This is a genomic window from Nocardioides sp. JCM 18998 (assembly GCF_055391535.1).
Map to the genome: position 1 here is coordinate 2,389,518 of NZ_AP043886.1, position 23,009 is coordinate 2,412,526.

Sequence of the window (23,009 nt, forward strand, 5' to 3'; positions counted from 1 at the left end):
GGGAGGCTACGCAGGTGAGCCGGGGGCCGGCCCTCCGGGTCCGCTCCCGGACGGCCCGCCGTCGACGGCCTCGCGCAGGAGGTCGGCGTGCCCGTTGTGCCGGGCGTACTCCTCGACGAGGTGCACCAGCACGTCCCGTACTGACGCCTCCTCGCCGTGCCGGTCGAGCCGGAGGCCGGACAGGTCCGCATCGGTGAGCCGGTCGAGGCAGGCCTCGGCGTACGCGACCTCCTCGTCCCACCGGGCGAACGCCTCCGCGACCGACTCCGGCGTGGGCGCGATCGAGCGGAAGCCGCCGGTCGGGTCGTCGGCGTCGAGCCGGGGCTGGTCCAGGTGCTCGTCGAGCACCATCCGGAACCAGTAGTGCTCGACCCGGCCGAGGTGGCGGACCAGCCCGAGCAGGCTCAGCTCGCTCGGCGCCAGGCTCTGGGCGGCGAGCTGCTCGGGGGTGAGCCCCTCGCAGCGGGCCTCGAGGATGCGACGGTGCCCGTCGAGGTAGAAACGGTAGGTCGCCAGCTCGCCGCGCTCCGGCGCCGGCTCGAACGCTCCGGTGATCGTCACAGTCCCGTCCTCCCGTCGATCAGCTCGCGCAGCAGGTCGGCGTGACCGGCGTGACGGGCGTACTCCTCGATCAGGTGCACCAGCACCTCGCGGGTCGTGCCCGTGCGACCGTCTCGATGGAGCGTCAGCTCGGTGGCCATCGCCTCGTCGCTCTGGGCGTCGAGCCAGGCGTCGGCGCGCGCGATCTGGTCGCGCCAGGCGGCCATCGCCTCGTCGACCTCGGCCGGGGTCCCGGCGAACCCGTTGAACTCGTGGTCCTGGTCGGCGGGGTCGGCGAACAGCGCCGGCTCCTCGGTCAGCCCCTGCAGCTCCCGGCGGAACCAGATCTGCTCGACCAGCGCGAGGTGGCGCACCAGCCCCAGGAGGGTCAGCGAGCTGGGCGCTGCGCTGCGGGTGGCGAGCTGCTCGGGGGTGAGGCCGTCGCACTGGTTCGCGATCGTCTGACGGTAGTGGTCGAGGTAGGAGCGGTAGTTCACGAGCTCGCCGGGTTGCATGGGTCCATGCAACCGAGTCGTCCTCGCGGCGTCCAGCCGGTTATCCTTGCCGGACAGGCGCTCGAGCCGTCATCAGCGGCGAGCCTGGGGAAGAAATCCTCGATGTCTCGAGACGGCCCTCGCGGGCCTGCTCGGCCAGCGCGGTGAGTAGAACCCCACGGGTAAGCCCGTCACAGCAGTCAAGAAGTGGCATCTCGACAGCGCTCGATCTCCGGACGCCGAGCCTGACGAGGCGCAACCGGGGTGGTACCGCGGTGGCCGGGTGACCGGCCGACGTCCCCGGGGTTTCGACAGGATCGACACCGGAATCCCAGGAGCGCACCATGGCCGAAGGCCGCTACCCGAAGGTCACCACCGACCCCGCCGCGAGCGTGGCCGCGAGCCCTCGCTTCCCCGAGCTCGAGAAGCGGGTCCTGGCCTACTGGGCCGAGGACGGCACCTTCCAGGCGAGCATCGACCAGCGAGACGCGGGCGAGAACGGCAGCAACGAGTTCGTCTTCTACGACGGCCCGCCGTTCGCCAACGGCCTGCCGCACTACGGCCACCTGCTGACCGGCTATGTCAAGGACATCGTCCCGCGCTACCAGACGATGCGGGGCAAGCGCGTCGAGCGCCGCTTCGGCTGGGACACCCACGGCCTGCCGGCCGAGCTCGAGGCGATGCGCCAGCTCGACATCAAGACCACCGACGAGATCCACGAGATGGGCATCGACGTCTTCAACGACGCCTGCCGCACCTCGGTGATGAAGTACTCCGGCGACTGGCAGGAGTACGTCACCCGCCAGGCCCGCTGGGTCGACTTCGACAACGACTACAAGACGCTCAACCCCGACTACATGGAGTCGGTGATCTGGGCGTTCAAGACGCTCTTCGACAAGGGCCTGATCTACGAGGGCTTCCGCGTCCTGCCGTACTGCTGGAACGACGAGACCCCGCTGTCGAACCACGAGCTGCGGATGGACGACGACGTCTACAAGATGCGTCAGGACCCCGCCGTCACGGTCGGCTACGAGATCACCGGCGGCCCGTCCGCGGAGCTGGTCGGCAAGAAGCTGCTGATCTGGACCACCACCCCGTGGACCCTGCCGAGCAACCTCGCGATCATGGTCGGCACCGAGATCGACTACGTCGCCGTCACCGCTCCGGACGGCCACGACTACGTCCTCGCCGAGGCGCGCGTCGCGGCGTACAAGAAGGAGCTGTACCCCGAGGCCGACGAGCCCACGATCACCTGGCGCGGCCGGGGCAGCGACCTGCTCGGCGTGACCTACACCCCGCCGTTCCGCTACTACCTCGGCCACGAGAACGCCTTCCGCGTGGTCGCGGCCGACGATGCGGTCACCACCGACTCCGGTGTCGGCCTGGTCCACACCGCCGGCGCGTTCGGTGAGGTCGACAAGGAGGTGACCGACCGCGAGCACATCGAGGCGGTCATGCCGGTCGGCAAGGACGGCCGGTTCACCCACCCCGTCGAGGAGTACGCCGGGCTGCAGGTCTTCGAGGCCAACAAGCCGATCATCGCCGACCTGAAGCGGGTCGCGACCCCCTCGACAGGCTCGGGGACCGGCGACTCGGACAACCCGGTGACCCCGGGCACGGTCCTGCTCCGGCACGAGTCGTACGAGCACTCGTACCCCCACTGCTGGCGCTGCCGCCAGCCCCTCATCTACAAGGGCGTCTCCTCGTGGTTCGTCGAGGTGACCGCCTTCAAGGCCCGGATGCTCGAGCTCAACGAGCAGATCCGCTGGGTCCCCGAGCACATCCAGCACGGCCAGTTCGGCAAGTGGCTGGAGAACGCCCGCGACTGGTCGATCACCCGCAACCGCTTCTGGGGCTCCCCGGTCCCGGTGTGGAAGTCGGACGACCCGGAGTACCCGCGGATCGACGTCTACGGCTCGTTCGAGGAGATCGAGCGCGACTTCGGCACGCTGCCGCTCAACAAGGCCGGCGAGCGCGACCTGCACCGTCCCTGGGTCGACGACCTGACCCGCCCGAACCCGGACGACCCGACCGGTCAGTCGACCATGCGCCGGGTCGACGACGTCCTCGACGTCTGGTTCGACTCGGGCTCGATGAGCTTCGCGCAGAACCACGTGCCGTTCGAGAACCAGGAATGGTTCGAGCACCACTTCCCCGGCGACTTCATCGTCGAGTACATCGGCCAGACCCGCGGCTGGTTCTACACGCTGCACATCCTGGCCACCGCGCTCTTCGACAAGCCGGCCTTCTCCAGCTGCGTCAGCCACGGCATCGTGCTGGGCTCGGACGGCAACAAGATGTCCAAGTCGCTGCGCAACTACCCGGACGTCTCGGAGGTCTTCGACCGCGACGGCGCCGACGCGATGCGCTGGTTCCTGATGTCGAGCCCGATCCTGCGCGGCGGCAACCTGGTCGTCACCGAGCAGGGTATCCGCGACTCGGTGCGCCAGGTGATGATCCCGCTGTGGAACAGCTGGTACTTCTTCCAGCTCTACGCCAACGCCGCCCAGCTCGAGGCGACCTGGTCGACGGACTCCCAGGACCCGCTGGACCGCTACATCCTGGCCAAGCTGCGCGCGTACGTCGCGGAGATGACCGAGGCGATGGACCTCTACTACGTGGCCGACGCCTGCGAGGCCACGCAGCGGTTCCTCGACGTGCTCACGAACTGGTACATCCGGCGTAGCCGCGAGCGGTTCTGGAACGAGGAGCAGGACGCCTTCGACACGCTCTACACCGTGCTGGAGACCGTCTGCCGCGTCACCGGCCCGCTGCTGCCGCTGACCACCGAGGAGGTTTGGCGCGGGCTCACCGGCGGTCGCTCGGTGCACCTCGCCGACTGGCCCACGGACGCCGAGCTCGTCGAGGCGCCCGGCGACATCGATCTGGTCGCCCGGATGGACGCCGTCCGCGACGTCTGCTCGGCGACCTCGGCGCTGCGCAAGGCGCGCAAGCTGCGCAACCGGCTGCCGCTCGCCGGCCTCACGGTCGTCGGCGCCGACGTCACCGGCTTCGACGAGATCATCGGCGACGAGGTCAACGTCAAGGGCGTCCGCGTGCTCGACGCGGAGGCGGACGAGGCGAAGTCGTACGGCGTGGAGCAGCGGCTGACCGTCAACGCCCGCACGGCCGGGCCGCGGCTGGGCAAGAGCGTCCAGCAGGCGATCAAGGGCTCGAAGTCCGGCGACTGGTCCGTCGGTGCCGACGGCGTGGTCACCTCCGGTGGCCTCGCGCTGGTCGAGGGGGAGTACACCCTCGAGACCGTGGCCGGTACGGCCGACGACTCCAGCGCGGTCGGCATGCTGCCGGGCGGCGCCTTCGTCGTCCTCGACACCGCTGTCACGCCCGAGCTCGCCGCCGAGGGCCTGGCCCGCGACCTGGTCCGCGCCGTCCAGCAGGCCCGCAAGGACGCCGGCTTCAACGTCGAGGACCGGATCGCGCTGACGATCGCCGGAGGCGACGGCGTGCAGGAGGCTGCTCGTGCGTACGAGCAGCTGATCGCCCAGGAGACGCTCGCGACGTCGTACGCGATCGTGGACGCGCTCGACGGAGTCGGGTCGGAGGTATCGGTCGGCGAGGGCGAGAAGGCGACCGTCTCGGTCGCCCTCGCGTGACCCGCAAGGTCGTCGCCGACTCGCTGGGAGTAGGGGTCGCGACGGGCGCGTACGGCATCTCGTTCGGCGCCCTCGCGACCACCTCCGGGATGAGCGTGCTGCAGGCCTGCGCGCTCTCGTTCCTGGTCTTCACCGGCGCCTCGCAGTTCGCGTTCGTCGGCGTCATCGCGGCGGGCGGCGCTCCTCTCACCGGTGCCCTCACCGCGGTGGCGCTCGGCAGCCGCAACCTCTTCTACGGCGTGGCGCTCGCCCCGCGGCTCGGCCTGCGGGGATGGCGTCGGCTGCTCGGTGCTCAGGTCGTCATCGACGAGTCGACGGCGATGGGACTGGGGCAGAGCGAGGAGAAGGACGTACGGCTCGCCTTCCACCTCACCGGCTGGTCCGTCTTCGTCCTCTGGAACCTGATGACCCTCGTCGGTGCCCTCGCGGGCACCGCGATCGGCGACCCGAAGACCTTCGGGCTCGACGCGGCTGTCGGCGGGGCGTTCCTCGCGCTGCTGTGGCCGCGGCTGACCGCCTGGCCGCAGCGCGTGGTCGCGGTCGTCGGCGCCGCGGTCGCGATGGGGCTGGTGCCCTTCACCGCGGCCGGGCTGCCGATCATCCTCGGCGGTGCCGCAGCGGTCGTCGTCGGCCTGGCGACCACCCGGAGCGACCCTGGCCCGGAGATCGAGCCTGACGAGATCGATCCTGGCCCGGTGATCGAGCCTGGCCCGGAGATCGAGCCTGGCCCGGTGATCGAGCCTGTCGAGATCGATCCTGGCCCGGTGATCGAGCCTGTCGAGATCCAGCCCAGCGAGACCAGTTCGGAGGACGACGCATGACCTGGATCGGCATCCTCGCCGCGATCGTCGGCTGCTACGGCCTCAAGCTGGCCGGCCTGTCGGTGCCCGAGCGGGTGCTGGTGCACCCGCTGACCACCCGGATCTCGGCGCTCATCCCGCCCGCTCTGCTGGGAGCGCTCATCGCCGTCCAGGTGCTCGCCGACGGGCACAGCCTCGTGGTCGACGCCCGCCTGGTCGGCCTCGGCGCGGCCGTCGTGCTCCTGCTGCTCCGGGCACCCTTCCTCGCGGTCGTCTGCGGCGCCGCGCTCGCCGCCGCGGCCGTGCGAGCCCTCGGCTGGGGCTGATCCCCGGCCGAGGGCTGAGACCGGTACCGGACTCGCCCGAGATCGAATCCGATACCGGTCGCTCAGTCGCGGACCACGAAGCTCGCGCGCAGCAGCTGGTCGTCGCGTGACGACGGGCCGACGAGCAGCTCGAACGCGCCGGGCTCGACGACCCGGTTCCCGCGTGCGTCGACGATCGTGCAGTCCGTGACCGGGATCTCCAGCGAGACCGTGACGCTCTCGCCCGGCGCGACGTCGACCAGCCGGAAGCCCTTGAGCTCCTTGTCGGTCCAGCTCGTCGAGGTGACGAGATCCCTCACGTACGCCTGCACCGTCTCTCGCGCAGGGCGGGTGCCGGTGTTGTGCAGCGTGAGCTCGGCCCGGACCACGCCCGAGCGCTCGAGGTCCTCCTGCTCGAGTCGCAGGTCGTCATAGGTGACGGTCGTGTAGGACAGGCCCTCGCCGAACGCGAACGCGGGTCGCTGGGTGAGGTCGGCGTACCGGTCACCGTGCTGGCCGCGGATCTGGTTGTAGTACGTCGGCTGCTGACCGGCGTGCCGGGCGAACGAGATCGGCAGGCGCCCGACCGGCTCGATCTGTCCGAGGAGCAGCTCGGCCAGGGCACGGCCGCCCTGCATGCCGGGGCTCGCGGCGAAGATGAGCGCTTCGGCGTCCGCGGCGGCGGCCGGAAGGACGTGCGGCTTCGAGGCCTGGAGGACCACGACCAGCGGGGTGCCGGTCGCGGCGACCGCTTCGAGCATGGCGATCTGTCCGCCGAGCAGCTCCAGCGTCGCGGTCGAGCGCCCCTCGCCGACCAGCTCGATCCGGTCGCCGACGACCGCCACCACCAGATCGGCGTCGCGGGCGGCCGCGACGGCCTCGTCGAGCTGCGCCTGGTCCACCGGCGCCGGTACGACGATGCGGGGGCGTGGCTGTCCGTCCGGGAACAGCTCGCCCTCGGGATCGGGGGCGGTCGTGAGGATCTCGGCGCCCCGGGCGTAGGTCACCGACCAGTCGTCCGGGACGAGGGCGCGCAGCCCGTCGAGCACCGTCGTGATCATCTCCCTCGGCTGGCCGGGCTCGGGCAGCCACCCGGCCTGGCCGGAGGACCCCGCCCAGTCGCCGAGCTGCGTGGCCGGGTCATCGGCCAGCGGACCGACGACAGCGATCCGCCGGGCCGCTGCGCCGGCGGCGCCCGTCTCGCCGGTGAGGTCGCCGGTGAACGGGAGCACGCCCTCGTTGCGGAGCAGGACCAGCGACTCGCGGGCGATCTGGAGATTGACCGCGGCGTGCTCGGCACTTCCGATGACGGACTCCTGCAGTGCCGCGTCGGGCAGCCGCGGGTTCTCGAAGAGGCCGAAGCGGAACTTCAGCGTCAGCACCCGCTCGACGGCCGCATCGAGCGCGGAGGAGTCCATGAAGCCGGCCTCGATCGCCTCGAGCGCGCCCTCGAAGAACAACGGCGTGTTCATCACCAGGTCGTTGCCGGCGAGCACGGCGGCCGCTGCGGCATGGGCATGATCGGGCTGGACGAACTGCTCCCAGACCATCCGGCCGACGTTGTCCCAGTCGGTGACGAGCATGCCGGGGTAGGACCACTCGCCGCGCAGGACGTCGTTGAGCAGCCAGTCGCTGATCGTGATCGGCACGCCGTCGATCGACTGGTAGCCGAGCATGAACGTGGCCACGCCCTCGCGTGCGACCCGCTCGAACGGCGGCAGGAACCACGACCGCAGCTTGCGCGGGGTCAGGTCGGCCTCGCTGGCGTCCCGTCCGCCCTGGGTCTCGGAGTAGCCGACGAAGTGCTTGGCCGTGGCCAGGACGGCGGTCGCGTCCGTCAGCCCGTCGCCCTGGTAGCCCCTGACCATCGCCGAGGAGAGCTCGCCGATGAGGAACGGGTCCTCGCCGAACGTCTCGCCGACCCGGCCCCAGCGCAGGTCGCGGGCGACACACAGGACGGGGGAGAAGGTCCAGTGCACGCCGGTCGGCGCGATCTCGCGTGCGCTGATCCGGGCGACCCGCTGGACCAGGGGAGCGTTCCAGGACGCGGCCATCGCGAGCTGGATGGGGAAGATGGTCGCGCCCCACCAGAACGAGTGTCCGTGGATGCAGTCCTCGCCGATGAGCAGCGGGATCTGCAGCCGGGTCTGCTGGTTGAGGCGGTGCGCCTCGGCGAGCCGTTCGGGTGAGGCGTGCAGCAGCGAGCCGGCCATGCGCCGCAGGATGTGGTCGGCGAGGTCGTCGCGCGCGTCCAGCTGGAGCATCTGGCCGACCTTCTCCTCCGCGGTCATGCGGTGGAGAAGGTCCTTGACCCGCTCGTCGACCGGTCGGGTCGGATCGAGGTAGGGCAGATCGATGATCAAGAGGGGTTCTCCTCGGAGAGGGCGGGGGAGGTGGGGGAGCTGGCGGCCGCAGGCACCGCGGCAGATACGGGGGCAGGCCCAGTGGCAGGCCCGGTGGCAGGGTCGGGTGCAGGTTCGGGGGAGGGCGTACGCACCGGGGTGGCGCTGCTGGAGAGGACCTGGCCGCGCTTGCGCAGTGCTCGGGCGCGCTCGCCGGCGGAGCGCAGCCGCGGGTTCACGTACTCGTCGATGCCGAAGTTGATCAGCGAGAGCGCGGTGCCGAGCAGGGCGATGCACAGGCCGGCGGGGACGTACCACCACCAGTAGGACGGGAACGCACCGTTCTGCTGGGCCCAGAACAGGATCGTTCCCCAGTTCAGGTTGGTGATCGGGATGACGCCGACGAAGGCCAGCGTGGTCAGGCCCAGGACGGCGGCCGTCAGGGTGCTCACGAAGCTGGAGGCGACCATCGCCGACAGGTTCGGCAGCATCTCCACCGCGATGATCCGCCACAGCTGCTCGCCGTTGGCGCGGGCGGCCTGGACGAAGTCGCGGTTGCGCAGCGACAGCGTCTGGGCGCGCAGCACCCGGCCGCCCCAGGCCCAGCCGGTGAGCGCGAGCACCGAGGCGACGAGGAAGAGGCTCGGGTTCTCGAACTGCGAGGCGACGATGATGATCAGCGGCAGCCCCGGGATGACCAGGAAGACGTTGGTCACCGCGGAGAGCAGCTCGCCGCGCCAGCCGGGCAGGTAACCCGAGGAGACGCCGATGACGATCGCCAGCAGCGTCGCGATGATCGCGGCGCTGAAGCCGACGATGAGCACGCCGCGGGTGCCGTAGACGATCTGGGAGAAGATGTCCTCGCCCATGTGGGTCGTGCCCAGCCAGTGCTGGGCCGAGGGGGCCTGGTGCAGTGCGTGCAGGTCGTTGTCGTGCGGCCCGTACTTGGTGATCGGGCCGGCGAAGACGGCCGCCAGCACGAAGATCGCGAGGATCGTCAGGCCGGTGAGCGACTTGCCGTTGCGGAACATGGCGAACGCGGAGCCGAAGCGTGCGCGCAGGGTGCGGTCGGTCATGGTCACGACTCCATCTGGCGGGTGCGCGGGTCGAGGATGGCGTACACGACGTCGGCCAGGATGTTGGCGGCCAGGACGGTCAGCGTGATCACCAGGAAGATGCCTTGCATCAGCGGGTAGTCCTTGGCGTTGGTCGCCTGGAGCAGCAGGTCGCCGATGCCCGGGTAGGAGAACACCAGCTCCATCACGAGGGTGCCGGTGACGATGAAGCCCAGGGCGAGCGCGAAGCTCTGCAGCTGCGGCAGGACGGCGTTGCGGGCGGCGTAGGCGAAGAGCACCCGACGCGGGCTGAGCCCCTTGGCCTGCGCGACCGTCACGTAGTCCTCGTCCAGGACGGTGACCATCATGTTGCGCATGCCGAGCACCCAGCCGCCGAGCGAGGCGACCACGATGGTCAGCGCGGGCAGGGTGCCGTGGCTGATCACCTGTTGGATGAAGGCCCAGTTCCACGCCGGGTAGTAGCCGAGCGAGTAGGCGTGCGACGCCGGGAACCAGCCCAGGCCGGTGGAGAAGACGGCGATCGCGATCAGGCCCATCCAGAAGTACGGGACGGTCCCCAGGAAGGTCGCGACCGGGACCACCAGGTCGGCGCGGCTGCCGCGCCGCCAGCCGGCGATCGCGCCGAGCAGGGTGCCGATGAGGAAGCTGAGGACGGTGGCCAGGCCGACCAGGCCGATGGTCCAGGGCAGCGCCTGCCGGATCACCACGGTGACCGGTGCCAGGCCCTGGGAGAGCGAGTCGCCGAGGTCGCCGTGGAAGAGCAGGCTCCAGTAGTCGAGGTACTGGTGGAACAACGACTCGTGGGAGTCCATGCCGAACAGGATCCGCAGCGAGTTGACCGCGTCCGGCGTCACGGCGCCGGGGTGCGAGGTCATGTACGCGGTGATGGGGTCGCCCTTCATCATCCGCGGCAGGAAGAAGTTGATGGTGATGGCCGCCCAGGCCGTGAAGAGGTAGAAGGCGGCGCGACGGAGCAGGAAGCGCACGGGCTCAGCCCTCCGTGATCGTGGTGGGGGAGCCGGCGCCGAAGTGCCGGTCCGGATCGGGCGAGGCGTCCCGCAGGGCACGGGTGTACTCGTGCTGCGGACGCAGGATGACGTCGTCGGCGAGGCCGCGCTCCACGACCTTGCCGTGGTTCAGCACCATGATCTGGTCGCTGAAGTGGCGTGCCGTGGCCAGGTCGTGGGTGATGTAGAGGAGCCCGAGGTTCTCCTCGCGCTGCAGCTCTGCCAGCAGCTGGAGGACGCCGAGGCGGATCGAGACGTCCAGCATCGACACCGGCTCGTCGGCGATCAGCAGCGACGGGCGCGAGGCGAGCGCGCGAGCGATCGCGACCCGCTGACGCTGGCCGCCGGAGAGCTCGTGGGGGCGTCGCTCGAGCGTCGCGGTGGGCTCGAGCCGGACCCGCTCGAGCAGGCGTCGTACCTCCGCCTCGAGGGCAGCGCTGCCGAGGGCCGGGGTGCCGGCGACCTTGCCCGCCAGCCGGATCGGGCGCTCCAGGTGGTGGCGGATCGTGTGGTACGGGTTGAGCGAGGCGAACGGGTCCTGGAAGACCATCCGGACCGATTGCCGGTACGCCCGCAGACCGCGGCCGAAGTGCGGGATCGGGGCCCCGTCGAGGAGCACCCGCCCGGAGTCGGCACGCTCGAGCTGGGTCAGGATCTTGGCGATCGTGGACTTGCCACTGCCGCTCTGGCCGACCAGGGCGATCGTCTCGCCGCTGGTCAGGGTGAAGGAGACGTCGTCGAGGGCGGTGAGCTGCTGCGCACCGCGGCCCGCGCCGCGGATGCGGTACCTCTTCGTGACGTTCTCGAAGGTGAGGGTGGTCATCGGGTCAGCTCCTCGGTCGCGGACTGCTCCCCGGCGGCTCCGCCGGAGCGCAGGAACGCACCGCGGTCACCGGTCAGGCTCGGGAAGGAGCCGAGCAGCTCGCGGGTGTACGGGTGGTCGGGGGATCGATAGATCCGCTCGGCGGTGTCCAGCTCGACGATCCGGCCGGCGCGCATCACTGCGATCCGGTCGGAGATCTCGAGCAGCAGCGGCAGATCGTGGGTGATGAAGATGACCGAGAAGCCGAACTGTCGGCGCAGCTCGGAGATCTGCTGGAGGATGTCGCGCTGCACGAGGACGTCCAGGGCGGTGGTCGGCTCGTCCATGATCATCAGCTGCGGCTTGAGGGCGAGTGCCATCGCGATCATGACGCGCTGACGCATGCCGCCGGAGAGCTCGTGCGGATAGGACTTGAGCCGGTCGCGGCCCACGCCGACCAGGTCGAGCAGCTCGGCGCACTCCTCGCGGCGTGCGGCCTTCCGCATCTGGGGGCGGTGCGCGGTGAAGACGTCCTCGAGCTGCTTGCCGATCGTCAGGACCGGGTTGAGCGCATTCATCGCGCCCTGGAAGACCATCGAGGCCTTCTCCCAGCGGAAGGCGCGCAGCTCGCTGGTGGAGAGGCCGGCGATATCGATGTCGGGGCCGGCGGCGTCGTGGAACGACACCGAGCCACCGGAGATGACGGCCGGCGGCTTGAGCAGTCGCTGGATGCCGTACGCGAGGGTGGTCTTGCCGCAGCCGGACTCGCCGGCCAGGCCGAGGATCTCGCCGCGATGTAGCTCGAAGGAGACGTCGCGGACGGCCTCCACCGGCGGCTCGACGTCGTAGGTGACGCTGAAGCTCGAGACCGTCAGCAGCGTCGTGTCGTGGCTCACGGGAGGGTTGCCCTTTCTGCAGGCGGATGGTGCGGGTGACGTGGTGATGACCGGGGCGGGGTCCACGATGGGACCCCGCCCCGGTCCTGCCTCACCACGAGGCGTGGATCGTCAGCTCGCGCCCTTGAGGGCCATCAGGATCGCGACGACCGAGGGCTGCGTCGGGTCCGGGTTGGCGTAGGGGTTGGAGGCGTCGGGCCAGCCCGTGTAGTTGCGGCTGCTGTAGTCGCCGATCCAGGGGCGCATGCTCACGGCCATCGCCGGGACGTCGGTGGTCGCGATCTGCTCGACCTGGGCCAGCGCGGTGGCGCGGGCGTCGTCGCTGGTGGCGTTGGCGTACGCGTTGAGCGCCTCGGTGGCCTTCGGGTTGTCGTAGCGGCCGTAGTTGAAGCTCGCGCTCTGGCCGATCTTCTTCAGGAACGAGCCGTCCATGGTGTCGTCGAAGATCTGGTACGGCGTGTTGCCGGTGTCCGTCCAGTGCTCCGCGGCCTGGAAGTTGCCGTTGGCGATGTCGGTGCTCCAGCTGTCAGCGTCGGGGGTGGCCGTCTTGGCCTCGGCACCGATCGACTGGGCGGCCTTGGCGATCAGGCTGATCCCGGTGACGTAGTCGCTCCAGCCCTCGGGGTCGGTGAGGGTGAAGCTGACCGGCTGACCCTTCGGGTCCATCAGCTTGTCGCCCTGGTAGGTGTAGCCGGCGTCGGTGAGGACCTTCTTCGCGCCGGCGACGTCGACGGCGTAGTTCTTGCCCTTGACGTCGTCGGACAGGAAGCTGTCGCCCGCGGGGCTGGGGAGGCCCGTGATCGAGGTGAGCGGGTCGACGGCGCCCTCGCGGGCGATCTGGGCGTACTGCGGGCGGTCGATGACCATGTTGAGCGCCTGGCGGAACGCCACGTTGTCGAACGGCGCCTTGGTCGTGTTCACGAAGAGCGTGTCGATGCCGAGGGTGCCGGCCGCCCAGTAGTGGTTGTGGTCCGTGTCCTTGCTGACGAAGGCCGACTGGACGTTCGGGATGACGGCCTGGGCCCAGTCGGCGTCGCCGTTGACGAGGGCGGTGGTCAGCGCCGTGTTGTCGTTGTACGAGACGTAGTTCAGCGACGGCGCGGCCGGCTTCCCGCCCCAGTAGTCGGCGTTCGCCTTGAGGGTGACGCCCTGGGAGCTGAAGTGGTCCAGCACGTACGGGCCGGTGCCGACCGGCTTCATGTTGGTGTCGGTCGAGGGGTCGCTGATGCTCTGCCAGATGTGCTGGGGAACGATGTGCTCCATCAGCACCTTGTCCTGGCGGACGTACATCGCGGTCTTGAAGGTGATCGTCGCCGTGGAGCCGCTCGCGGTGGCGCTGACGATGCCGAGGCTGTCGGTGTCGATCGCCGGGTTGTCCTTCAGCAGGTTGAACGTGAAGGCGATGTCGTCGGCGGTGAACGGCTTGCCGTCGCTCCACTTCACCCCGTCGCGCGCGGTGAGCGTGACCGTCTTGTAGTCGGCCGACCACGAGACGTCCGAGGCGAGCCACGGCTTGACCGCCGCGCTGGGGTCGACCAGGTTCACGATCGCCAGCGGCTCGTAGATCGCATTGACGTAGCCCAGGGTCTTGGCCGGGTCCGTGGCGTTCCACGGGTTGTTGTTCTCCGGGGCGATCGGGCCGTCCGGCTTGGCGATCGTCAGCGGCGCACCGCCGCCGTTGCCGCCCGAAGCGTGGTGGCCCTCGTCGTTGGCGCCACATGCGCTCAGGGCCAGGGTGGCCACCGCGAGGACGGCGGCAGCGTTCTTCAACCTCATCGAAGCTCCTTTGAGAGACCCGTGAACATCCCATGACGCACCAGGTCGATCGAGTGACGACCGTCACCTTACTGGTCTGTCAGTAAGTTATTTCAAGACCGGAAATATAACGATTAGGTCACTGAGGCCTGAGAGCGCTCTCATCTCGAATGGCCCTAAGATGCAGCTCGTGAAGGAGGTCAGATGAACGCCCAGCGTGGTCCGCGCCGTCGCCCGGAGACGGTCGAGAAGCGCAACGAGATCCTGCGCGCCGCCACCAAGACGTTCGGCAGCAAGGGGTACCAGAACGGTCCACTGACCGAGATCGCCGAGCAGGTCAACATGACCCACGCGGGGATCCTCCATCACTTCGGTTCCAAGGAGCGGCTGCTCCTCGAGGTGCTGACACACCGCGACCGCACCGACGTCGAGGGGCTCGAGGGACAGCGCCTCCCCGAGGGCGAGGCGACCTTCCGCCACCTCGTCCGGACGGCGTTCCTCAACGCTCGGCGCGCGCCGATCGTGCAGGCGTACGCGGTGCTGTCGGCCGAGTCGGTGACCGAGGACCACCCGGCGCGCGCGTACTTCGAGGACCGCTATCGCGAGCTGCGCCGCCAGCTCGCCGACGCCTTCCACAAGATGTGCGAGGAGCGAGGCATCGAGGACCCCGACACCGTTGCCCGTGCCTCGGCGAGCATCCTGGCCGTGATGGACGGCCTGCAGGTGCAGTGGCTGCTGGACCCTGAGGCCGTCGATCTCGCCGAGACCACGGCGTACGCGATCGAGGGTCTGGTCGGCCTCGTCGTCGGGGAGCCGGTCTCGCTGCGCAGCGACGTGCCGTCCGGGCCGCGCGCGGAGTAGGTCGCACGCGTCCGGGCGCAGGCCCGCTGTCCGGACGGATCGAGCACGCAGGAGGGGCCCGACACGCGCGAGCGCGTGCCGGGCCCCTCTCATTGATGCCTCGCTGCGACGGGCAGCGCCGTCGATCAGCGACGCGCCGTGACGTGCACCTTGACGTTCTTGGTGTGGTGCTGACCCTCGACGTCGACGTACATCACGGTGAACCCGTGCCTGCCCGGCGCCACCTTGTCGGTCGGCAGCTTGAGCTCGAGCCGACCGCCCGCGTGCACCTGGCCGTGCGCGACGACCTTGCCGCGGGCGTTGCGCACCACGACCCGGGAGCCGGGCTTCGCGCCCCTGATCGTGACCGCGGCACGGCGCCCGACGGGCACCCGGTCCGTGACCTGCACCTTGCTGACCACGGCGGAGGGCTCGTACGGCTCCTCCGGCGTGGTCGCGCCCGCCGACGAGCCGCCGGACGTGCCCCCGGACGCGCCGCCGGGCGTGCCACCGGGCGTGCCACCGGACGTGCCGGCGCCCCCGGTCGTGTCGCCCGACGTGTCACCGGTCGTGCCCGTGCCGCCGGCGGAGTCACCCGACGAGACGGGGTTCGCACCGCCTGAGCCGTCGGAGGAGTCCGATCCCGGGACCGGGTTCTGGTGCGGCATCTCCTGCGTCGCGCCCGGTCGGGCCGGCATCGCCAGCTTGGAGGCCGCGAGCTGCGCCTCGTAGTTGGCCTCACGCGTGGTGGACTTGAATTCGGCGTCCTTCGGTGCCGTGAGCGCGTTGCTCTGGAACGCCCCAACGAAGTCGTCGAACGTCTCGCGGCGCCAGGCGGTGATGTTGTTGAAGACGACCGGGGTGCGCCCGCCCGGCTGGGTGGAGGTGGTGGCGTTCAGGCCGCCGGCGTGGGTGATCGCCTCGACGAGCTGCAGCGGCGAGGTGTGGTCGGCGACCTGTGAGTAGACGTGGCCACCCACGGTCCACGGCGAGATGATGATGCAGGGCACCCGGAAGCCGGCGCCGGCAGGGAGCCCGCCGCCGGGCGTGCCGCGCGGCGAGGAGACGGTGACGTACTCCTCGGGGTGGAGGTCCGGGTCCGGGACCGGCGGCGGCACGTGGTCGAAGAAGCCGTCGTTCTCGTCGTAGTTGATGATGAAGACGGTCGAGTTCCACAGCGCCTCGTTGGCGGCCAGTGCCTCCAGCTTCGAGGCCAGGAAGTACGCGCCGGCGGCCGGCGTGTTCGGCGGGTGCTCGTCGGAGGCGTAGGGACCGTCGGGGAAGAGCCAGGTGACGTCGGCCAGGGTGCCGTTCTCGCAGTCCTCCTCGAAGGCGTTGTAGCCGATCTGCGCCGACGTCTGGTTGAGCGGCTCACCGGCGCCGCCCTTGCCGTTGCCGAACAGCTTGCCGTTGTTCATCAACAGGTTGTAGAGAGTGGTGTCGACCTTCTTGTTCTTGATCCCGTCGTACCAGCTGAAGTAGTTGTACGAGCCGGAGCTGGTGTAGGTCTTGACGGTGTAGCCGGCCTTGTAGAGGACCTCCGCGGCCGACTCCCACATCAGGGTGTTGGGGGCCACTGTCTCCAGGATCGGGCCGCCGCGGGCGCCGGTCGGGTCGTTGGTGCCCGACATCCAGACCGCGCGGTTGGGGTAGGTCGGGCCCATCACCGAGCAGTGGTAGTTGTCCAGCAGCGTGAAGTTCTCGGCCAGCGCCCAGTGGAACGGGATGTCGGCCTGGGTGTGGTAGCCCATCGTGTAGGAGCCCTTGAGTGCCCCGTCGGAGGCGACGTGGGTGTGCAGCCACCCGTCCATCGCGCCCTTGTTCCACGACGCGTGCTGGTCGCGCCAGTCGTGGGAGAGCGACGGCACCGCGGCCGCCGCCGTGCTCGCGGTGTCCATGTGGAACGGCTCGAGGTAGCCGTCCGGGTTCGCCGGGTCGGGCTGCTGGAAGACGGAGTTGCCGTTGGGCAGCGTCATCGCGGTCGGGTCGTCGAAGCCCCGGACGCCGGGGAAGGTGCCGAAGTAGTGATCGAAGGAGCGGTTCTCCTGCATCACGTAGACGACGTGCTTGATCTGCGACAGGTCGAAGGAGGTCGGCTCGGCGGCCGAGGCCGCCTCGGCGAGCCGGGTCGGCAGGATGCCGGACATGCCGGCCGCGCCGGCGATCGCCGCCGCGCTGGCGATGACCGTGCGCCGCGAGACGCGGTTGTCACCGGTCGAGGAGCTGGTGTTCTCAGTCATGGGATGTCTTTCGTGATACGTCGGATGCGTCAGTGCCGCAGGGCGTTGACGTGGTGGTGGTCGGCCTTGACGGTCTTCTTCAGCTGCGCGGTCTTCTTCTGGAGCCGGTCGCGGAGCTTCTGGAGGTGCTTCTTGGACGCGGGGGAGAGGTGGCCCTTGTGGAGCGCCCTCTGGACCCGCTGCAGCTTCTTCTGCTTGGCCTTCAGCACCGTCGTGTCGTGGGCGAGCTTCTGCTTCGCCTGGTGAAGGCGGCTGTTGTCGATCTGCGACGGCGACGTCGTCGGGGACCCGGTCGAGGTCGGGCTCGGCGATCCGGTCGGCGTACCGGTGGGGGTGCCCGTCGGCGTGCCCGTGGGGCTCGGGGTCGGGGTGTCGATGACGGGCGTCGGAACAGCGACCGTCGCCGAGGTGGCGCTTGCCGAGAGGAACTCGGACCTGATTGCCGTCACCGCGACCGAGAGCACGTGACCGCCGTCGGCGTACGCCACCACGTAGGTCGCCTGCGTCGCACCGTCGATCGCCGTGCCATCACGCAGCCACTGGTAGGTGAACGAGTCCGGGGTCGGGCTCCACGTACCGGAGTCGGCGGTCAGGGTCGAGCCGATCGCGGGCGTGCCCGTGACGGCCGGGGCGACCGTCGAGGTGACCGGACCGTTCGAGAGCGCCGTGCATGCCTGCGAGGCCGTCGGCGAGCTCGTGACGGCGAGGGCAGCGTCGGACTCGATGGGGCCGGAGGCGTTGCCGTCGAAACCGGCGTTGACGACCTCGGCGATGGCGCTGTTCTTGGTGTCGGCGATGTAGATCGCGTTGGTCACCGAGTCGACCGCCACGGCGTACGGCGTGTTGAGATGCGTCCCCGCCGGGAAAGCGCCGGCGCCCGTGCGTCCGGTGCCCTCCGCGCCGGCCGTGGCGCTGCTGTTCACCAGTGTCGTGATGGTGCCGTCGGGCGTCACCTGGCGGACCGCGTGGTTGAACGTGTCGGCGATGAACAGGTCGCCCGCCCCGTCGAGCGCAACGCCCTGCGGGTCGTTGAGCAGCGCCGAGGTAGCGGGTCCACCGTCGCCGGCGTAGCCACCAAGGCAGCTGTTACGGACGCCGGCGGCGTAGTCTCCCGCCACCGTCGTGATCACGCCGGTGACGGCGTCCACCCGACGGACCACGTTGTTCGAGGAGTCCGCGACGTAGACGTCGTCCTGTGCATCGACGGCTAGCCCCGCGGGCTGGGACAGGCGGGCCGCGGTGGCGGCCGAGCCGTCCCCGGAGTAGCCGGCCGTACCGGTGCCCGCCACGACCGTGATGGTGCCGTCCGTGGCGACCTCGAGGACCCGGTTGTCATTGGTGTCGGCGATGAAGACGTTGCCGTCGCCGTCGACCGCGACGCCGTTCGGGTGCCACAGGTTCACGCTGGTCGGAGTGCTGGTCGGGGTGACCGCCGCGCCCGCGCCGCCCGGCTCACCGGTGCCGGCGAACCGGTGGATGATGCCGTCCTTGTCGATCCGACGGATCACGTTGTCGCCGCTGTCGGCGATGTAGAGGTTGCCGTCGGCGTCCTGGGCGGTGCCGCCCGGCTGGTAGAGGGTGGCGTTCTTGGTGGAGTCGTTCGGGTTGACTGCCGGTCCCTCGTCGCCGTTGTCGCCGTAGCCCGCCAGGGTGCCGGCGATGATGGTGTTCCCGCCGTTGGCCAGCGAGGCGACGACGTTGTCGCCGGTATTGGAGACGATGACCGTGCCGTTGTGCGCCGAGACCCCGGCCGGACGGTAGAGACCGCCGGCAGGGGGCAGCGGCAGGCCGGTGGTCACGTCGATGACCGGGTCCTCACCCGAGGTCGCGTCGTAGGAGAGCGTGTGCAGGAACGGGCCGGTGGTGTCGACGATGCCGTAGCCGTCGGCGTACGCGTACCCACGCGGCGCGAGCAGCGTGACGTAGTCGCGTGCCCCGAGCGTCAGGCCCGAGTCGCCCGAGCCGACGACGAGGTCGGCGCCTGCGGCGATCGTGGTGCCGGCGGGCAGGCTGTACCCGGTGCCGGTGTTGTCCTTCTGGAGCACGTAGCCGGAGACGTCGATCGGGCCGCTCGCCGTGTTGTGCAGGGTCACCTGGCTGCTGGTGGCCGAGGTGAGCTTCACCGCGCGGGAGAAGCCGAGCTGCTCCAGGTCGATGGTGCCCGGACTGCTGAGTGCCGGCTTCAACGTGTAGTTGATGCTGTCGCCACCGGCGTGCAGCGAGTTGTACCAAACGGTCGCGATCGGGTTGCTGCGATCGGTGGGCATCGCGTAGTGCTCGGCGTAGTTGCCGTTGGTCGCGGTGCAGGCGAGCGTGCCGTTGAGCGTGTTAGCCGCGCACGGCGTGTCGACCCACGCCTGGGTGATCGGCGTGGAGCCCTGGTTCACCGAGATGTAGAAGGTGTGGTCGCCGCCGGAGTTGGCCATCGAGGAGAAGCCCTCGGCCAGCACCACCGAGGTGGAGGACGGCAGACCGTAGTTCGCCAGGAACTGCCCCGTCGTCTTGGCGCCGACGTCCAGGGTGCCGCCGTACTGGTCCTCGACCCACCACACGAGCTGGGTGCCATGCGCGGGGATGATCGGGTCGATGACGGGCGAGTGCTTGGACGTGTCCGAAGCGTCGTGGAACGTCATCACCGCGCCGCTCTTGGTGAGCGAGAGGCCATACGCCGCCATGTCGATCGGGTGATCGGTGGTGTTCGTGATCTCGCTGTACTCGTAGTAGTCGGTCGAGTTGTTGTCGTAGTTGGCCTCGGTGACGAGCAGGTCGTTCGGGTGGATGACCGGGGCGCCGGAGTTGGCCGCTCCCTTGGTCGGCCAGGCCGCGACGGCGAAGTCCCCGGTGCCGTCCGTGGTGCGAGCCCACGAGCTGGGCGCGAACGCGGTCCACGAGGTCTGGTCGAGGACGCTGTCGTCGCTCGCGTTGAGGTAGAGCGTGTCGCTGGCGGCGAGGTCGAAGCCGGCGGCGGCCAGAGCGGCGCCGTTGACGACGACGTACCCGTGCGCGGCGACGTCCTGGGTAGGCACCTGGTAGGTGTCGCCCGCCTCGTCGCTGAGGCCGACGGTCGCGCCGGCGATCGCGGTGCCGGTGTTGTAGAGCTCGATCCAGTCGTTGGCCGGCGTGCCGGTGGCCTTGACCTCGTTGATGGTCAGGCCGTTCGCCGCACCGGTGCCCGCCTTCGGCAACTCGACGATGGTGAAGTCCTGCGAGACCGACGAGCGAGCGACGCCGACGCCGCTGTCGCTGACGGTGACGTGCACCGCGTAGTGGCCGAGCGCGGCGGTCGGGGTGCCGCTGATCACGCCGGTGGCTGCATCGAGCGTGAGCCCGGTAGGCAGGCCGCTCGCGGCGTACGAGTACGGAGCGACGCCGCCGTGGGTGACCAGCTGGATGGCGTTGAGTGCGGCGCCCTTGCGGACCGAGACGTTCGCGATCGGGGCCAGACGGAGGGTCTTGCTCAGTGTCAACTTGAACGACACCGACGTGGTGTCACTGGGCACGCCGTCCGCGACCGTGACGGTGACGGTCGTGGTGCCGAGGTCGCTCTCGGAGATCGGGGTGCCACTGATGACGCCGGTAGAGGGGTCGATCGTGACGCCCATCGGCAGGCCGCCCGCGGAGAACTTCAGGTCGCCGTAGATCGCGGTCGCCTTGACCGGCAGGGTGACGGGCTCGTTCAGCGAGATCTCGGTATCGTTGATCGACGCGATCGCGACCCGGTCACTCGTCTGCGAGTGCAGCGTGAAGTTGCTCGGAGTCTGCACGGTGGTGAAGTCCGTGCTGTTGGCATCGGCGTCGATCGGGTAGCCGACACCGAACCGGCGTGAGATCACGCAGGCGTTGTTCGTGCCCGAGTTGAGGCCCGCGACGCCCGCCGAGCCCGTGCTCTCCGCGCCGGTGGGCTCGGTGGTGCCGCTGGCGGTCCAGCCGACGCCGTCGACCACCCCGGCGGCGCGCGCCGATGCCGCCGCCATGTCGCCGCCAGGCGCCACACCGCCGCTTGCAGCGTTGAGCAGCCAGAGCTGACCGCCGGTGCTGCAGCCGCCGAAGCCGTTGTTGACCTGCCCGGACGGGTCGTTGGCTGCCTTGGTGTCGGCGTTGTTGGTGTCGTTGGTTCCGTAGCGGAAGTCGAGGTCGGGCGTGATGCCGGCCGGCGGCTGGCCCTTGCTGTGCGCGTCGACGGTGGTGTCCCCGTTGTGGCCGTTCCAGATCAGGAAGTAGTGGTGCGGCTGCACCGTGCCGTACAGCTTCATCGAGGAGCATGTGTTGGACGAGTTGCTCCGGTAGCACTGGTAGTAGTTCGGGGCGACCGTGTTGTCGCTGTTGAGCGTGCCGAGGGAGATCGGGGCGTCGGTGGGGTTGTAGAGCTCGACCCAGTCGGCGTTGAACGTGGTGCCATCGGCGCCGTAGACCGCGGCGACGACCAGGTGGTCGGCGGCGTAGTCCGCGGGAAGGGCGTTCTGGGCGCCCCGGGTGGGCTGCTTCGAGGCCGCGAACTCGCCGGTGCCGTCCGGGTAGCGCGCCCACGAGGTGGCGGCCGACACCGCCCAGGAGGTCTGGTCGAGGACGGAGTCGTCGGCCTCGGTCAGGTAGAGGTCGTCCTTGGCCGCGAGGTCGATGCCGGACGTGTGCAGGTCGGCACCGTCGATCGTGAGGTAGGCGTGCGCGGCGATGTCCTGGGTGGGCACCGCGTACGTGTTGCCCTGGCCGTCCACGACGCGCACCGAGGCGCCGGTGATGGCCGCGCCGGTGTTGTAGAGCTCGAGCCAGTCGTTGGCCGGCGTGCCGGTCGTCTTCACCTCGTTGAGCTTGAGGCCGGCGAGCGGGTCGCTGTCGGAGGGGCCGGTGGACTTCGGCAGCTCGGTGACGGCCAGGTCGATGGAGGCCGACTGGGCCGCGCCGCCCACGCCGCTGTCGTCGACGATCACGTGCGCGGTGTAGCGACCGATCGCAGCGGTCGGGGTGCCGCTGATGACGCCCGTCACCGAGTCGATGTCGACCCCGGTCGGCAGTCCGCTGGCGGCGAACGAGTAGGCCGGGGTGCCCCCGTGCGGCGTCACGGCGATCGGGGCGATCGCGGATCCCCTGCGGAAGGACACGGCGTCGAGCGCGTCGATGTGCAGCGTGTTGCTCACCGTCAGTGTGAAGGACGTTGTGGCTGTCTCGGCTCCACTCGGCGAGGAGTCCGTGACCGTGACGGTGACCGGGTAGGCCTGGAGTGCGTCGCTCGGCAGCGGCGTACCGCTGATGACGCCGGTGGTCGCGTCGATGGAGACCCCGCCCGGCAGGCCGGATGCCCCGTAGGTGAGCGCGCCGGTGCCCTTGCTGCCCTGTACCTGGATCGGGCTCATCTGCTCGTTGCGGCTGATCGCGGTGTTGGCCACCGCCGCAACCGCGACGTGGTCGCTGATCTGGGAGTGCTGCACGAAGGTGGTGGCGGCGACGGCGGTGAAGTCCGTGCGGTTGGTGTCGGTGTCGACCGGGACGCCGTTGGCGAAGGTGCGCGCGATCACGTTCGTGTTCGCCGACCCGCCCTGGGTGCCGGTCATCGCGGTGGCGCCGTTCGTCTCGGCGCTGCCCGGCTGCGTGTAGGTCGAGGATGCGTAGTTGGTCCAGCCGACGGCGTCGACGACGCCGGCGGTTCGGGCCGCCTGCGAGGACAGGTCGCCGGTCATGGCTGCGGCGCCGTTGCTGGCTGCGTTGAGCAGCAGCACCTGGCCACCAGTGGTCGAGCCACCCATGTTGGTGCCGGTCTTGCCGGCGGCGTTCTTCGCGGCAGCCGTGAAGTCGAGGTCGGGGGTGACCCCGTTCGCCGCGGGCCCCGCCGTGCCCGACTCTGCGATGAAGAAGTAGTGGTGGGCCTTGACGGTGCCCCAGAGCGGCAGCGCGGTGCTGCACGAGGCCGCGGCGACGCCGCGGTAGCACACGTAGTAGTTCGGCGTGACCGCCGTGCCCGCGATGCTACCGAGGGTGATGTCGGCGTCGGTCGGGTTGTAGAGCTCGACCCAGTCGTAGGTGCTGCTTCCGCCTGAGCCCCCGTACGCGCCGGCGACTACGAGGTGGTTCGGCGGAGTCGGGTCCGCCTGGGCGGCGGTGGCCGTGACCACGGACGCCATTGCCGCGGTCGTCGCCGCAGCCGCCAGGAGGGCAGCGCAGCGCCGCCTCATCTTCACACGCAGGTTCAATGACACCGATAAACCTTTCCCAGTGCGGCGCCGCGCCGGGGTCGGGGTACCGGCGGAGTCGTGCGCAGCGCAGGGAATCTGACCAGTGACAGGTGAACTGTTCAGGTGCGAAC

Annotated in this window: 14 protein-coding genes; 4 read left to right on the forward strand and 10 right to left on the reverse strand. The window is 69.9% G+C overall.

Going from position 1 to position 23,009, the window contains the following annotated elements; genetic code table 11:
• Positions 1 to 6 precede the first annotated feature (6 nt).
• Positions 7 to 561, reverse strand: coding sequence for a DinB family protein (locus ACZ5L9_RS11165; RefSeq protein ID WP_464527644.1), 555 nt, complete (start codon positions 559 to 561; stop codon positions 7 to 9).
• Positions 558 to 1,055, reverse strand: coding sequence for a DinB family protein (locus ACZ5L9_RS11170; protein WP_464527646.1), 498 nt, complete (start codon positions 1,053 to 1,055; stop codon positions 558 to 560). The genes ACZ5L9_RS11165 and ACZ5L9_RS11170 overlap by 4 nt, the downstream gene beginning before the upstream one ends.
• A 323-nt stretch (positions 1,056 to 1,378) precedes the next feature.
• On the opposite strand from ACZ5L9_RS11170, the gene ileS reads away from it, so the two are divergent.
• The 3 genes from ileS to ACZ5L9_RS11185 are packed head-to-tail and all read left to right on the forward strand — an operon-like array spanning position 1,379 to position 5,774.
• Positions 1,379 to 4,648 carry an isoleucine--tRNA ligase gene (gene ileS / locus ACZ5L9_RS11175; RefSeq protein ID WP_464527648.1) on the forward strand — a complete coding sequence of 1,090 codons (3,270 nt, stop codon included), beginning with the start codon at positions 1,379 to 1,381 and terminating at the stop codon, positions 4,646 to 4,648.
• Positions 4,645 to 5,469, forward strand: a complete 825-nt coding sequence (locus tag ACZ5L9_RS11180) for an AzlC family ABC transporter permease (RefSeq protein WP_464527650.1) — start codon at positions 4,645 to 4,647, stop codon at positions 5,467 to 5,469. Before ileS ends, ACZ5L9_RS11180 begins: the two co-directional genes overlap by 4 nt.
• Positions 5,466 to 5,774, forward strand: a complete 309-nt coding sequence (locus ACZ5L9_RS11185) for an AzlD domain-containing protein (protein ID WP_464527652.1) — start codon at positions 5,466 to 5,468, stop codon at positions 5,772 to 5,774. Before ACZ5L9_RS11180 ends, ACZ5L9_RS11185 begins: the two co-directional genes overlap by 4 nt.
• A 62-nt stretch (positions 5,775 to 5,836) precedes the next feature.
• Here the strand turns inward: ACZ5L9_RS11185 and ACZ5L9_RS11190 are convergent, their stop codons facing one another.
• The 6 genes from ACZ5L9_RS11190 to ACZ5L9_RS11215 all read right to left on the reverse strand — a co-directional run bounded on the left by ACZ5L9_RS11190 (position 5,837) and on the right by ACZ5L9_RS11215 (position 13,652).
• Complete coding sequence (locus tag ACZ5L9_RS11190) at positions 5,837 to 8,116, reverse strand: exo-beta-d-1,3/1,6-glucosidase (protein ID WP_464527653.1); 2,280 nt, start codon at positions 8,114 to 8,116, stop codon at positions 5,837 to 5,839.
• On the reverse strand, positions 8,113 to 9,171 hold the full coding sequence (locus tag ACZ5L9_RS11195) for an ABC transporter permease (protein ID WP_464527655.1): 1,059 nt from the start codon (positions 9,169 to 9,171) through the stop codon (positions 8,113 to 8,115). The genes ACZ5L9_RS11190 and ACZ5L9_RS11195 overlap by 4 nt, the downstream gene beginning before the upstream one ends.
• Positions 9,172 to 9,173: 2 nt before the next feature.
• The gene (locus ACZ5L9_RS11200) at positions 9,174 to 10,157 is read right to left on the reverse strand and encodes an ABC transporter permease (RefSeq protein WP_464527658.1); all 984 of its coding nucleotides are present in this window, start codon (positions 10,155 to 10,157) and stop codon (positions 9,174 to 9,176) included.
• 4 nt (positions 10,158 to 10,161) lie between these two features.
• A complete protein-coding gene (locus tag ACZ5L9_RS11205) occupies positions 10,162 to 11,001 on the reverse strand; it encodes an ABC transporter ATP-binding protein (protein ID WP_464527660.1) in 840 nt (279 codons plus the stop codon).
• Positions 10,998 to 11,876, reverse strand: coding sequence for an ABC transporter ATP-binding protein (locus ACZ5L9_RS11210; RefSeq protein ID WP_464527663.1), 879 nt, complete (start codon positions 11,874 to 11,876; stop codon positions 10,998 to 11,000). The genes ACZ5L9_RS11205 and ACZ5L9_RS11210 overlap by 4 nt, the downstream gene beginning before the upstream one ends.
• Positions 11,877 to 11,987: 111 nt before the next feature.
• Positions 11,988 to 13,652: an ABC transporter substrate-binding protein gene (locus ACZ5L9_RS11215; protein ID WP_464527665.1), complete on the reverse strand. Its 1,665-nt coding sequence runs from the start codon at positions 13,650 to 13,652 to the stop codon at positions 11,988 to 11,990.
• A 183-nt stretch (positions 13,653 to 13,835) separates the two neighbouring features.
• Between ACZ5L9_RS11215 and ACZ5L9_RS11220 the strand changes: the two genes are divergently transcribed.
• Positions 13,836 to 14,492 (forward strand): TetR/AcrR family transcriptional regulator, encoded by a 657-nt coding sequence (locus tag ACZ5L9_RS11220; RefSeq protein ID WP_464527667.1) that lies wholly within the window; start codon positions 13,836 to 13,838, stop codon positions 14,490 to 14,492.
• Between the two features lie 125 nt (positions 14,493 to 14,617).
• Here the strand turns inward: ACZ5L9_RS11220 and ACZ5L9_RS11225 are convergent, their stop codons facing one another.
• Together ACZ5L9_RS11225 and ACZ5L9_RS11230 are read right to left on the reverse strand one after the other, a co-directional pair.
• Complete coding sequence (locus ACZ5L9_RS11225; RefSeq protein ID WP_464527669.1) at positions 14,618 to 16,711, reverse strand: alkaline phosphatase family protein; 2,094 nt, start codon at positions 16,709 to 16,711, stop codon at positions 14,618 to 14,620.
• 29 nt (positions 16,712 to 16,740) lie between these two features.
• Positions 16,741 to 22,827, reverse strand: coding sequence for a putative Ig domain-containing protein (locus ACZ5L9_RS11230; RefSeq protein WP_464527671.1), 6,087 nt, complete (start codon positions 22,825 to 22,827; stop codon positions 16,741 to 16,743).
• Positions 22,828 to 23,009 lie beyond the last annotated feature (182 nt).

Excerpts from the sequence above, each read along its gene's own strand:
- ACZ5L9_RS11220 (WP_464527667.1), top strand. The coding sequence starts at position 13,836 with ATGAACGCCCAGCGTGGTCCGCGCCGTCGCCCGGAGACGGTCGAGAAG.
- ACZ5L9_RS11185 (WP_464527652.1), top strand. The coding sequence starts at position 5,466 with ATGACCTGGATCGGCATCCTCGCCGCGATCGTCGGCTGCTACGGCCTC.
- ACZ5L9_RS11195 (WP_464527655.1), bottom strand. The coding sequence starts at position 9,171 with ATGACCGACCGCACCCTGCGCGCACGCTTCGGCTCCGCGTTCGCCATG.
- ACZ5L9_RS11215 (WP_464527665.1), bottom strand. The coding sequence starts at position 13,652 with ATGAGGTTGAAGAACGCTGCCGCCGTCCTCGCGGTGGCCACCCTGGCC.
- ACZ5L9_RS11230 (WP_464527671.1), bottom strand. The coding sequence starts at position 22,827 with ATGGCGTCCGTGGTCACGGCCACCGCCGCCCAGGCGGACCCGACTCCG.
- ACZ5L9_RS11170 (WP_464527646.1), bottom strand. The coding sequence starts at position 1,055 with ATGCAACCCGGCGAGCTCGTGAACTACCGCTCCTACCTCGACCACTAC.
- ACZ5L9_RS11205 (WP_464527660.1), bottom strand. The coding sequence starts at position 11,001 with ATGACCACCCTCACCTTCGAGAACGTCACGAAGAGGTACCGCATCCGC.
- ileS (WP_464527648.1), top strand. The coding sequence starts at position 1,379 with ATGGCCGAAGGCCGCTACCCGAAGGTCACCACCGACCCCGCCGCGAGC.
- ACZ5L9_RS11225 (WP_464527669.1), bottom strand. The coding sequence starts at position 16,711 with ATGACTGAGAACACCAGCTCCTCGACCGGTGACAACCGCGTCTCGCGG.